The 13936-nt window shown below is 30.6% G+C and carries 12 protein-coding genes; all 12 read left to right on the plus strand.

Annotated features, from left to right (window positions below; translation table 11 throughout):
* Positions 1-106: 106 nt before the first annotated feature.
* The 12 genes from IC174_RS02025 to IC174_RS02080 all read left to right on the plus strand — a co-directional run bounded on the left by IC174_RS02025 (position 107) and on the right by IC174_RS02080 (position 13934).
* Positions 107-2326, plus strand: coding sequence for an EAL domain-containing protein (locus tag IC174_RS02025; RefSeq protein WP_227482029.1), 2220 nt, complete (start codon positions 107-109; stop codon positions 2324-2326).
* Positions 2327-2569: 243 nt separating this feature from the next.
* A complete protein-coding gene (locus tag IC174_RS02030; protein ID WP_227433960.1) occupies positions 2570-3232 on the plus strand; it encodes a B3/4 domain-containing protein in 663 nt (220 codons plus the stop codon).
* A 377-nt stretch (positions 3233-3609) separates the two neighbouring features.
* Positions 3610-5019, plus strand: coding sequence for a L,D-transpeptidase family protein (locus tag IC174_RS02035; protein WP_227433961.1), 1410 nt, complete (start codon positions 3610-3612; stop codon positions 5017-5019).
* 84 nt (positions 5020-5103) lie between these two features.
* Entirely contained in the window at positions 5104-5379 is a 276-nt protein-coding gene (locus IC174_RS02040; protein ID WP_227482030.1) for a Nif11-like leader peptide family natural product precursor, read from the plus strand.
* Between the two features lie 639 nt (positions 5380-6018).
* Positions 6019-6330: a hypothetical protein gene (locus IC174_RS02045; protein ID WP_227433997.1), complete on the plus strand. Its 312-nt coding sequence runs from the start codon at positions 6019-6021 to the stop codon at positions 6328-6330.
* Between the two features lies 1 nt (position 6331).
* Positions 6332-8257 (plus strand): V-type ATP synthase subunit I, encoded by a 1926-nt coding sequence (locus IC174_RS02050; protein WP_227482031.1) that lies wholly within the window; start codon positions 6332-6334, stop codon positions 8255-8257.
* A gap of 2 nt (positions 8258-8259) precedes the next feature.
* A complete protein-coding gene (locus tag IC174_RS02055; RefSeq protein WP_021385913.1) occupies positions 8260-8751 on the plus strand; it encodes a V-type ATP synthase subunit K in 492 nt (163 codons plus the stop codon).
* Positions 8752-8802: 51 nt separating this feature from the next.
* A complete protein-coding gene (locus tag IC174_RS02060; RefSeq protein ID WP_227482032.1) occupies positions 8803-9366 on the plus strand; it encodes a V-type ATP synthase subunit E in 564 nt (187 codons plus the stop codon).
* Between the two features lie 16 nt (positions 9367-9382).
* Entirely contained in the window at positions 9383-10360 is a 978-nt protein-coding gene (locus tag IC174_RS02065) for a V-type ATP synthase subunit C (protein WP_227433965.1), read from the plus strand.
* Positions 10353-10670, plus strand: a complete 318-nt coding sequence (locus IC174_RS02070) for a V-type ATP synthase subunit F (protein WP_009893746.1) — start codon at positions 10353-10355, stop codon at positions 10668-10670. The genes IC174_RS02065 and IC174_RS02070 overlap by 8 nt, the downstream gene beginning before the upstream one ends.
* A gap of 115 nt (positions 10671-10785) precedes the next feature.
* Positions 10786-12564 carry a V-type ATP synthase subunit A gene (locus IC174_RS02075; RefSeq protein ID WP_227433967.1) on the plus strand — a complete coding sequence of 593 codons (1779 nt, stop codon included), beginning with the start codon at positions 10786-10788 and terminating at the stop codon, positions 12562-12564.
* Positions 12561-13934 (plus strand): V-type ATP synthase subunit B, encoded by a 1374-nt coding sequence (locus tag IC174_RS02080; RefSeq protein ID WP_227433968.1) that lies wholly within the window; start codon positions 12561-12563, stop codon positions 13932-13934. Before IC174_RS02075 ends, IC174_RS02080 begins: the two co-directional genes overlap by 4 nt.
* The last annotated feature ends 2 nt before the right edge of the window (positions 13935-13936 follow it).

Here is a 13936-nt window from a genome sequence, read left to right on the forward strand (position 1 = left end):
TATATGTAATATTTGGGTATATTTGTATGTAAGATAAGTAATAAATTTGTATTAATAAAGATATAAATAGGGATATAAAGTGTTGACTAATTAAGGGAGGGGTAAGATGACTAAAAGAAATAAAAGTGTTACATTAATTATAATTCTTTTAATGGCATCATTATTTCTGATATTAGGATATCTATATATAGAAGATACAAGAAAACTTCTTATATCAGAGGCAGAAGTACATATAAAAGAAGTTGCGATACAAGGTTCTCAGTTAGCACAAAGACAAATTGAAAAAGATTTAGATATTTTAAATATTTTTTCAAGTTATTATACTTCAAATCCTAACATGTCTAATGAAGAAAAAATAAAAAAGCTTTTAGATGAAATGGAAAACCAAAAATTTTATACTATGGCAATTGTTGATATAAATGGGAATGCAGAAAATACTAAGGGTAATAAGTTTTCTGTTAAGGATAGAGAATTCTTCAAAAATTCAATTAATGGTAAAAAGTATGTTTCAAGCCCATATATTGATGAAGTAAATAAGTCTGTAAAAAAGATTACTATCTCAGTACCAATATTAAATAATGATAAAGTAGTTGGAGTTTTGTATTGTACTTATGATGTCAATACTCTAATGAAACTTATAAATGTATCTTTTTATGAAAATAATAGTATATCTTATGTTGTAAAAAATAATGGGACAGTTATACTTCATCCTCAACAAGATAGATTATCAAGAAATATTTATGAATTGTTAAAGCAGGATAATGATATTAAAGATGTAAATCAATTAAAAAAACAATTAGAAGAAAATAAAACAGGTGCTGCAATCTTAAATATGTCAGGAGAAAGACGATACCTAGGATATGCTACTATGGATAATGGAAAGAAAAAAGATAATTATATAAAGGATTGGAACTTGATTTTTTCAATTCCAGAAAATGTTATATTCCGTAATTCTGAGCAAATTATTAAGAGAGCTGTATATGCAGTATTATTGATTATATTTGTGTTTATTGCAATTATTTTCTATATAATGTACATAAAAAAATCTAATGAAAAAGAAATATTAAGTTTAGCATATGAAGATAGAGTTACACATATAGGAAATCAAAATAAATTTTATAGAGAATGTAGTAAGTATCTTTTAAATAAACCATCTTTAAATTATATTATAGTATATTTTGATATTGATAATTTTAAAATGATTAATGATACTTTTGGATATGAATTTGGTGATAATCTATTAATTACTATAGCAAGTGCTTTAAAAGAGGAACTAACAGAAGGTGAAATATATGCACGGCTTTCAAGTGACTATTTTGCTATTTTTTGTGAATATAAAAATGGAAGAAATAAAATTATAAAAAAAATTGATAGTATACGAAGTAATATTGAAAATAATCTAAATACAGTATTTGAAATTTCTCTTTGTGTGGGTATTTACTTCGTAGAAGAAGGAGAAGTAGATGCTCAAAAGGCTGTAAATAAAGCTAATATGGCAAGGTCTGTTGCCAAAGGTAAAAATATAAACTATGCTATTTATAATGAAGATGTTAGAAATAAGCTTAGTGAGGAAGCTATAATTTTAGATGATATAAAGACAGCATTAGTAAAGAATCAATTTGAAGTTTATTATCAACCTAAGTTTTCACTTGTAAATGGTGAGATGATAGGAAGTGAAGCACTGATAAGATGGAATCATCCTGAACATGGGTTTATAAGTCCAGCTATATTTATTCCAATAGCAGAAAAAAGTCAATTGATTTTAAAAATAGGTAGATTTGTATTTGAAAGAGTTTGTAGCGATTTATCTAAATGGGAAAAACAAGGGAAAAAATTAGTACCAGTTTCAGTAAACCTATCTAGAGTTGAGTTATATCAACCAGATATTGTAAAATTTATCAATAGTACTATCCAAACATATAACATACATTCAAATTTAATTGAATTAGAGATAACAGAAACTGTAGTTATTAATGAATTAAATATACTAAAAAGTGTTTTAAATGAATTAAGGAAGCATGGATTTTCAATTTCTATGGATGATTTTGGAACAGGTTATTCTTCTATTAGTTGTCTAAGGGACATGCCAATTGATGTATTAAAATTAGATAAGTCTTTTCTTAATGGTATTGAAAATGATGAGAAAAGTCGTAATATAGCAAAGTCTATAGTATCTCTAGCAAAATCATTAGATTTAATTGTAATTATAGAAGGCGTTGAGAGTAAGAAACAGGCTGAGTTAATGAAGCAATTTGGATGTGATTTAGTTCAGGGGTTTTATTTTGCAAGACCAATGCCAGTTCAAAATTTTATGAAATTACTTTAAAAATAAAATTTATTTTTTCATATAAAACACTATTATATATGCTTGGATTTAATAAATGCTTGCTAGATAATTAGTGTTTTTATTTTGTAAGATTCAGATATGAGGAAAGTAATTATCTTTTATAAAAATCTGTTAAAAATAAATTATTTTGGATATAAATATGTTATTAACAAAAGAATAGTACTATAATGTATAGATGATAAAAAACTTAAATAAAAATTTAATGATAGGAGTTGTTTGAGTATGATAGATATAAGCATTGATAAAAAACTTAAGGACAAATGGCCTGATGCAAAATTAGGATGTATCCAAGCAAAAGTAGTAGTAAATAAAAGCTCAGAAAAGTTAATAAATGGGATAAATGAGTTTTGTGATATTTTGAATCAAAAGCTAGAAATTGAAGATATTACGAAATTGGATAAGATTAAAGATGCAAGAGATGCATATAAAGAACTTGGTAAAAATCCAAGTAGATATAGAACGTCTTCAGAAGCATTAGTTAGAAGAATTGTTCAAGGTAAGGGTCTATATACAATAAATAATATAGTTGAAATAAATAATCTAATATCTATAAAATCATTATATCCAGTTGGTACATATAATGTAAGTAAACTACATCCACCAATATGTTTTACTGTAGGTGATGAAGGCGAGCAGTATAAAGGTATTGGAAAAGAGTTGATAAATATAGAAAATCTACCTATATTATCTGATTCATTAGGTAAATTTGGAAGCCCAACTAGTGATTCCGAGAGAGCTATGATAACAACAGATGCAATTGAAATACTAATTTGTATATTTTCATTTAGTTCGGAATCAGATATTGAAGAGTACTTTGGATACGCTAAGGATTTACTTAAAGAGTATGCAGATGGAAAGGATATAGAAACTAAAATAATTAAATAATAATTATATAAAATGTATATAACAACGTTATGTTAAGTTGGAGACTAATATATAAGAATGAATCAAAAAAGGAAACTAACAAGATATTAGTTTCTTTTTTTGGAAATAGTAGTTTAATGTAACAAAAATAGACAGATAGCCACACTGATGCTTAAAAGTATGGTAATATATTATTATAGCAGAGGTTATATTTAAGGGATTTTGAAAGGGGGAATTGACAATAATCATTTTATCTGAAATATAAATTGATATCATGTAAATAACTCTATCTTTAAAAATATAAATTAATAATATAATAGTTTGGGTATATAGAAGAAATAAGGTTTTTTAAAACTAGTAAAGTACATAGGTAATTATAATGAAGAAAGGATTTAGTTATGATTGAAGGAAAAGAGGCAAAACAAGAAAGTGGGCAAAAAAATCTAAAAGTTAAGATAGCTATAGTAGTAGGTGTTTTGATTGTAGCTTATATAGGGATGGCAATCTTTTTTAGAAATCATTTTTACTTTGGTACAACTATTAATGGTGTGAAAGCTTCAGGAAAGACAGTTGAACAAGTAAATGATTTATTAACATCAAGTACTAATTCTTATACTTTAAGTCTAGAGGAAAGAAACAATAAAAAAGAACAAATAAAAGCAAAAGATATAGATTTAAAGTTTACACCAGATGATAAGGTTCAAAAAATAAAAGATAGCCAAAGTGCGTTTGGATGGATTGGTGGAATATTTAAATCTAAAGAGTATAATAATATGGTAACTCTTTCATATGATAAAGATTTACTAGAAAAAGGGTTTAATGCTTTATCTTGTTTTGATAGTAAAAATGTTGTAGAGCCTAAGAGTGCATACCCTAAGTATGATAGCAGTAAAAATGCTTATGTTATAGTACCAGAAGTACTTGGAAACAAAGTAAAAAAAGATGATTTTTATAAATTAGTAAAAAAATCAATTAATTCTGGTGTTACTTCTGTTTCTTTAGAGGAGAGTAAATTATATGAAGTTCCAAACAATACAAAGGATTCAGAAAAGTTAAAAGAGGCTATTAAGACATTAGATAAATATGTCAGTGTAGTTGTTACATATGATTTTAGTGACCGTAAGGAAACTTTAGATGGTTCTGAGATTAATAAGTGGTTAAAGGTAGACTCAGAAAAAAATTATGACATAACTTTCGATAATGATGTGATGGTAGAGTATACAAGAGGATTAAGCAAAAAATATAGTACTTTTGGAGATTCAAGACCATTTAAAACTGCAACTGGCAAAGAGATTACTATTTCAGGTGGAATTTATGGATGGTTGATAGATAAAAAGAAAGAAGCAGAAGCTTTAGTTGATGTTGTAAAAGCTGGAAAAAATGTTACAAGAGAACCTATCTACATACAAAAAGCTGTATCTCGTAATAAAGATGATATTGGTAATACATATGTTGAGATTAGTCTTTCTGACCAACACATGTGGTTCTTTAAGAATGGAGAAATGCTTGTATCAACAGATGTTGTAACAGGCGATTTAGGTAGAGGATTTGCTACCCCATCAGGGATATATCCTCTTAACTATAAAGCTAGAAATGTTTCTTTAACTGGTCAAGGCTATAGTTCACCTGTAAGTTATTGGCTTCCATTTAATGGAAATATAGGAATTCATGATGCTACTTGGAGAGGTTCTTTTGGTGGAGGTATATATAGATCTTCAGGTTCACATGGATGTGTAAACACACCTTTTTCTAAGGCAAAGAAAATCTATGAAAATATAGAACCAGGTACACCAATTATTTTATACTAGTAAAAATATTGTTTATGACGATTAAGTGAAGTCATCTTAGTTTTTTTAGATGGCTTCTTTTTTATATAGAAAGGAATGTATATAATGAATGAAAAATTAATTAAAATTTTAGATGAAGCAAAGAACGATTCAGAGTTTAAGAAAGAGATTATGGAAACAAGAAAACAACGTGATGTTATGGATTCATTTTGTAAAGTAGTTACATCTAGAGGATATGATATAACGATAGGTGAACTTTTTTCTATAGGAGAAGAATATACATCCAATCTTTTAAAAAGCGTAAATGGAGGAGCTGCATATCCTATTGAAGATTGGAGTGATTGGTTCGAGGATTTTTTCATCATGTTGGCGAATATATAATATATAAACTAATTAGTGGTATTACTTATTTAAAGTTAAGATAATGATTGAGGGACTAAAGTATTTAAAAATAAGTGTAAATTTTATCAATCTTAAAAAAGGATTAACTTATATCTAATAAATTTAGAAAAAATTAAACTAAAATAAGCTGACAAAAATCGATATGAGCTGATGATTTATAAAAGTTAGATGAAAAAATATAAGATATTTCTAAAAATTCAAAAAAAACAATAAGTTTTATCATTCTATGTGTTGAAAAAAAAGATAAAAATAATTTATATGGAATAAATAAAGTTATATGTAAAAAAAAATTGAAATAAAAATTGAAAATGTCGATAAACCGTTAATTTCAAAACAAAATAACGCTATTGACAAACCATATTGCTTTAAATTATAATTATTGAAAATAATGATATTTAAAAATCATACTCATGTCATAGTCTAAAAGTAAGTCAAAAAAGAATGTAAGTCTAAGCAAGTACTACTCTAAAATATGTTTTATTAAAAAATAAATGTTGAAAAAAATTAATTATTATATAAAAATGCTGTTTATACTTTAACAATGAGGTAGTAATCTAATTAGAATAAAAAACTCTAATTAGTTATATACATAGTAAAAAGGTAAGAGAGGTGATTTGGATGGCTTTTGAAATAATAAAAAGCATTGTTGAGGCAGAGCAGACAGCAGACAGTATTAAAGTAAAAGCTGTTACTGATGCAGAGTCTATCAGAGCTGATGCTGTAAACGAATGTGAAAGCATCTTGACTGATGTAAAAAAGCAAGCAAAGCTTATGGAAGAAACTCTTGTTGAGAAGGCAGTCACCGACAGTAAAGCAGAGGTTGATAAAATCTTGGCAGATGCTAAAAGTGAATGTCTGAAAATTGAAAAAACTGCGACAGAAAGACGAAGTAAGGCAATCGAAGCGGTTATTGGAAAGGTAGTGAGATAATATGGCAATAGTTAATATGAACAAGATATCTATTGTTGGCTTAGAAGCTCAAAAAAGCCAAATTTTAAAGCTACTTATGAACCGTGGATTTGTTCAGATTGATGATAGTGCCTTTCTTACTGAAATGGATGAGTTAAAAAATCATCTTACAAAAGATGGTGAGGAGTCAGAGGTTATAATGCTAGAACAGAAGATGGCACATGTGAATCAAGCGATTGACATTGTTTCTTCACTAGTGAAACAAAAGAAAGCTATGTTTGCACCAAAAAGAGAATTTAACAAAATTGACAGTGAAAAAGAAGATGAAATTTATGCTGAAGTTTTGGAGTTAAATAATCTAAATAAAGAGATAGGTACAATAAGGAGTAACATAAATTTATTAAATAATAATAAAAGTATGTTAGAGCCATGGGTAAACTTTGATGTTCCTTTTGAAAAGATGGAAACTAAGTATACAAAAACTATTCTAGGAACTATACCCACAAATGCAAATATTGATGCTTTAAGAGTTAGACTAGAGGATGAAGTGCCAGAAAGTGTTCTTGGAATTATTGATTCTGACAAGTTAATGAACTATGTTTATTTAATTACTTTAAAAGAAACTTTTGATAATGCTACAGAAGTTCTTAAAGAATTTAATTTTACAATAGTTACATTACCAAGTGAGGAAGGTACACCATCACAAGCTATCAAGAAATACAATGAAATGATAATTAGACAGGAAAACGTTTCTAAAAATAAGACAGAAGAAATCAAAAATCATGGAAATAATATACACATGCTTGAAAATCTATATGACTTTTACACTATAGAAAGAGACCAGAAAAAGATTATAGAGAGACTTGTAAAAACAAAAACAACATTCTGTCTTAATGGTTGGTTACCAAGTAAAAGTGCAAGCGACCTAATTAGTGAAATCACAGAAAAGTTTGATTGTTGTGTTCAAACAGAGGAAGGAAACAAAGAAGAAGGTTTCCCGATTCTACTTGAAAACAATAAACTTGTAACACCTTTTGAAAGTGTAACAAACATGTACAGTTGTCCAAGCACAAAAGATATTGACCCAAATACGATTATGACTTTTTTCTATGTTGTATTCTTTGGAATGATGCTAAGTGATGCTGCATATGGGATAATAATTGCCCTAGCTTGTGGATTTATTGTATACAAATCAAAAATGAAAAAGGGTGAAGGAAATTTAATTAAACTTATTGGTATTTGTGGAGTTTCAACTACTATATGGGGTCTTATATTCGGGGGTATTTTGGGGGATTTAGTTCCTATAAAAGCTTTAATTAATCCTTTAGAGGATGTTATGGTACTTATGGGGATGTCATTACTGTTCGGTATTATCCATATATATGTAGGTTTGGGAATTAAAGCATATACATTAATAAGAGATGGAAAGGTAATAGATGCAATTTTTGATATAGGGTTTTGGTATTTATGTATAACAGGGGTATGTCTACTTATAATACCTTTTGTTGCAGGAGATATTGGCGTATTTTCTGAAGTAGGAAAATATTTAGCAATTATAGGTGCTATAGGTCTTATCCTTACTCAAGGAAGAAGCTTTAAAGGTGTTCCTGTTAAGCTTTTTAAAGGATTTTCAAGTCTTTATGGTATAACAAGTTATTTTGCTGATATATTATCTTATACAAGAATTATGGCTCTTTGTCTAACAACAGGAGTTATAGGGCAGGTTATCAATCTTTTAGGGGCTATAGCTGGTCCAATATTTGCAGTTGTAATTGGTGTTGTAGGACACACAATAAACCTTCTTATAAATGCACTAGGTGCATATGTTCATACAAGTAGGTTACAGTATGTAGAATTTTTCAATAAGTTTTATGAAGGCGGAGGAGTTCCTTTTGTTCCGTTTAAGTATAAAACAAAATATACAAGCATTAATAAAAAGGAGATGTAAATATGGAATTTTTAAACGCGTTAGGAAATGGTCAATTTTTGGCAATATCAGGAGCTGCTATAGCAGCGTTATTTGCAGGTATGGGTTCTGCTAAAGGTACTTCAATAGCAGGTCAAGCCGCAGCAGGTGTTGTAACAGAAGACCCTAGTAAATTCGGTCAACTTCTAGTTTTGCAACTTCTTCCTGGTACACAAGGTCTATATGGATTTATCATAGCTTTCCTTATTTTATCAAAAGCAGGAATTATTGGTGGAGATGCGATACCAACATCAGCTCAAGGTTTACAACTTCTTATGGCAGGACTTCCAATTGGTCTAGTTGGCTTAGTATCAGGTATTGCACAAGGTAAGGCAGCAGCAGCAGGGGTTGGAATAGTTGCTAAAAGACCTGAAGAACTTGGTAAAGCTATAACATTTGCAGCGATAGTTGAAACATATGCTCTTTTAGGACTACTTGTTTCTTTCTTAGCTTACAATGGAATTGCAGTTGGTTAATTATAGAATATAATTCATAAGTAAAAAAAATGAAAAGGAGGAAGCACTCCTATGGGTAATGAACAAAAAATGATTGACAGAATTATAGCTGATGCCAAACAAGAGGCACAAGAAATATTGGATAAAGCTAAAAGTGAAGCAGATTTAAAGATAAGTTCAGCTAATGAAAAAGCTGAAAAGGAAATGGCTTCCTATACAAAGCTTGCAGAGGCAGAAGCAGAGAAAGCAGCTTCTAAGGAAATATCAGGAGCTTATATGGAGGCTAAGAAACAAATATTATCAAAGAAACAACAGATTTTAGAAGCAGTAGTTTTAGAAGCTAAAAATAAACTTCTAAATCTTAAAGATAGTGAATATGAACAAATTATATTAAATATGATTGAAAAAGCGAATTGTACAGATGGATCTGAGATAGTATTATCTAAAAAAGATAGAAAAACATTAAAAGATGTATTATCTAAAAAAGGCATTAAAGTATCTGATGAAACTAGAGATATTACTGGAGGTTTCATAGTTAAAAAAGGTGACATTGAGTATAATTATTCGTTTGAAGCTATAATTGCAGTAGAGCATGAAGATATTGAGCAAATTGCAGCAGAAATTTTGTTTAATTAAGGAGGGGGGTTAAAAGATGGCAGAAGAAAAAACTTATCCCTATGCCGTGGCACGAATAAGAGTGCTTGAAAAACAGCTTCTTAACAGACAAATGTTTATTCAAATGGCAGAAGCTAAAAGCCCTGAAGACTCTTTAAGAATTATAGCAGAAGCGGGTTATACGGATTCGTCAAATAATAATGTTCACAATTTTGAGAATGTTTTGACTCAAGAATTATCTAAAACATATGAAATTCTTAAAGGTCTAGCCCCTGAAGAAAAATTTGTTGATGTATTCCTTTATAAAAATGATTATCATAACTTAAAAGTTTTGATTAAAGAAGAAATTTCTGGTGTAGATGGTGAAAAGTACTTAATTGATGGAGGTACAATTTCACTTGCGAAGCTTAAAGAATCTTTAGCAAATCGTAGTTTTAGTGATTTACCTAAGATAATGGCAGGAGCAATAATAGATGCATTTGATATTTATAGTAAAACACAAAATGGTCAGATGGTTGATATTGTTTTAGATAAAGCAACTTTTTCAAGTATGAAAGAGACAGCTACAGAAAGTCAAAATAAATTTGTAATAGATTATGTTATGAAAGTTTGTGATTTAACAAATCTAAAGAGTTTTATAAGAGTTAAAAACATGAAGAAAGATTTTGATATGTTTATGAATGTGTTTGTTTCAGGTGGCTCACTTGATAAAGAAAAATTCTTAGAAGCTTTTTCTTCAGACACTCCAGCATCATGTTTTAAATCCACTTCTTACTCTGATGTCTGTAAAAATGGCATGGATAGTGGATTTACTGTCTTTGAAAAACTTTGTGATGATTATCTTATGGAATATGTTAGAGATGCAAAATTTAAACCTCTTACACTAGAACCGCTAATTGCATATTTATATGCTAAAGAATCAGAAATAAAAACAATTAGGATTATTATGACTAGTAAGCTTAATAATATAGACGCAGATACTATAAAAGAAAGGCTAAGGGATGCTTATGTATAAGGTAGGAGTAGTTGGAGATAAAGATAGCATCATGGGATTTTTAGCTCTTGGAATAGATATCTTCCCAGCCTATGATAGTGACGAAATTAAAAAAAGTATACATAAGTTGGTTGAAGATGAATATGCGATAATTTATATTACAGAACAGGCGTCATTGCTTGCAAAAGAATCAATAGCAAAATACAAAGACTATCAACTTCCTGCTATTATAGTTATTCCAGGTATTGGAGGAAGTATGGGATTAGGTATGAATGAAGTAAGAGAATCTAGTAAACGTGCTATAGGTGCAGATATATTATTTAAAGAATAGATGCAAATTGAATAAGAGACAATCTCAAATTTTGTTAATGCTAAAAAATGTATTGATAAAATATAGGAGGGAATATTTAAATTTTGATAAAGTATATGATTGCAGGTGAGAGAATATGAAAACAGGCACAATTGTAAAGGTGTCAGGACCGCTTGTTGTAGCGGAGGGCATGAGAGATGCGAATATGTTTGACGTCGTAAGAGTTTCTGATAAACATCTTATAGGCGAGATTATTGAAATGCATGGAGATAAGGCTTCTATACAGGTTTATGAGGAAACTTCTGGTCTAGGACCAGGAGAAGAAGTGGTTTCTCTTGGAATGCCTATGAGTGTTGAACTTGGGCCAGGTCTTATTTCAACTATTTATGATGGTATTCAACGTCCACTTGAAAAAATGTATGAAATTTCAGGTACTAATATAACTAAAGGTGTTGAAGTATCTTCACTTGATAGAACAATTAAATGGGAATTCAAACCTAAAAAATCTGCTGGTGATAAAGTCGTAGCAGGAGATATAATTGGGGTAGTTCAAGAAACTGCTGTAGTGGAATGTAAGATTATGGTTCCTTATGGCGTAAAAGGTACTATAAAAGAAATATATTCTGGAGAATTTACTGTTGAGGATACAGTTTGTGTTATCACAGACGAAAAAGGTAATGATATAGCTGTAACTATGATGCAAAAATGGCCAGTTAGAAAAGAAAGACCATATAGGGAAAAGAAAACACCAGATTCACTTCTTGTTACAGGTCAAAGAGTTATAGATACATTTTTCCCAATTACAAAAGGTGGGGTAGCAGCTATTCCAGGACCTTTTGGAAGTGGAAAAACTGTTACACAGCATCAGCTTGCTAAATGGGCAGATGCAGATATAGTTGTATATATAGGATGTGGAGAACGTGGAAATGAAATGACAGATGTTCTTCTTGAATTCCCTGAACTAAAAGACCCGAGAACAGGTGAGTCACTTATGCAAAGAACAGTACTTATAGCTAATACATCAGATATGCCAGTTGCTGCGCGTGAGGCCTCTATATACACTGGTATTACAATAGCTGAATATTTTAGAGATATGGGATACAGTGTTGCACTTATGGCAGATTCTACATCAAGATGGGCAGAGGCTCTTAGAGAGATGAGTGGTCGTTTGGAAGAGATGCCAGGTGAAGAAGGTTACCCAGCGTATTTAGGTTCGCGTCTTGCTCAATTCTATGAGAGAGCAGGAAAAGTAAACTGTCTAGGTATGGATGATAGAGAAGGAACTCTTACAGCAATTGGTGCTGTTTCTCCTCCTGGTGGTGATACATCAGAACCTGTTAGCCAAGCAACACTTCGTATAGTAAAAGTATTCTGGGGACTTGATGCTTCATTAGCATATAAACGTCACTTCCCAGCAATTAACTGGTTAACAAGTTATTCACTTTATCAGGAGAAAGTTGATGTATGGGCAGATAAAAATGTAAATGATAATTTCTCAGCTCAAAGAGCTCAAGCTATGAAACTTTTGCAAGTTGAATCTGAGCTTCAAGAGATAGTTCAATTGGTTGGTGTTGACTCACTTTCAGATGGAGATAGATTGATACTAGAAGTCACTCGTTCTATAAGAGAGGACTTCCTTCATCAAAACTCTTTCCATGAAGTTGATACTTATACATCACTTCACAAACAGTATAGAATGATGGGGCTTATTCTAAAATTCTATAAGTCAGCACAAGATGCTATTAAGCAAAATGTTACTATAAATGATATTATCAAGCTTTCAGTTCTTGAAAAGATTGGTCGTGCTAAGTATGTAGAAGAAGATAAACTAGATGCTGCTTACGATGCAATTGAAGATGAAATAGACAACGAGCTTGCTGACCTTATTAAAAAGAGGGGGGCTGAAGAACTATGATAAAGGAATATAAGTCAATACAAGAGGTAGCTGGTCCTCTTATGTTAATAAACGGCGTAGAAGGTGTAAAATTTGATGAACTTGGAGAAATTGAGCTTTCAAGTGGAGAAATTCGTCGTTGTAAAGTTCTAGAAGTAAATGAAGATACTGCACTTGTTCAACTTTTTGAAAGTTCAACAGGTATAAACCTTGCTGAAAGTAAAGTACGTTTTTTAGGAAAGAGTCTTGATTTTGGAGTTTCACCAGACATATTAGGTCGTGTTTTTAGTGGGATGGGTAAACCTATTGATGGTGGACCAGAAATTATACCAGATAAAAGACTTGATATAAATGGTGCACCTATAAATCCAGCAGCACGTGATTATCCAGCTGAGTTTATACAGACTGGTGTTTCTGCTATAGACGGGCTTAATACCTTGGTTAGAGGGCAAAAACTTCCTATATTCTCAGGTTCTGGTTTGCCACATGCTAATCTTGCAGTTCAAATTGCAAGACAGGCAAAAGTTCGTGGAACTGACTCTAAGTTTGCCGTTGTATTTGCAGCTGTTGGTATAACTTTTGAAGATGCAGATTTCTTCATAAGTGATTTTAAAGCAACAGGAGCAATTGACCGTTCTGTGGTATTTGTAAACCTTGCAAATGACCCAGCAGTAGAGCGTGTATCTACACCTAGAATGGCACTTACAGCAGCAGAATACCTTGCTTTTGAGCAAGATATGCATGTACTTGTTATAATAACAGATATTACAAACTATGCAGAAGCATTACGTGAAGTTTCCGCAGCCAAAAAAGAAGTTCCAGGACGTCGTGGATATCCAGGTTATCTTTATACTGACCTTGCTACAATGTATGAAAGAGCAGGAAAAATGAAAGGACATGAAGGGTCTATAACAATGATTCCAATACTTACAATGCCTGAGGATGATAAAACACATCCAATTCCTGACCTTACAGGATACATTACAGAAGGACAAATTATACTTAACCGTGAACTTTATAAAAAAGATATACAGCCTCCTATAGATGTTTTACCATCACTTTCTCGTCTTAAAGATAAGGGGATTGGTAAAGGTAAGACTCGTGAGGACCACGCAGATACAATGAACCAGCTTTTTGCAGCATATTCAAGAGGTAAAGATGCAAAAGAACTTATGGCAATATTGGGTGAATCTGCACTTTCTGAAATTGATTTAATGTATGCAAAATTTGCAGATGAATTTGAGAAAGAATACGTTTCACAAGGATTTAGAACTGACAGAACTATTGAGCAAACATTAGAAATTGGATGGAAGCTTCTTAGTATGTTACCAAAAAGTGAACTTAAACGTATTCGTGATGAATATTTTGAAAAATATATGCCTAAGGAGTGATA

The sequence above is a fragment of the Clostridioides sp. ES-S-0001-03 genome, from assembly GCF_020676075.1.
Lineage (GTDB): Bacteria > Bacillota > Clostridia > Peptostreptococcales > Peptostreptococcaceae > Clostridioides.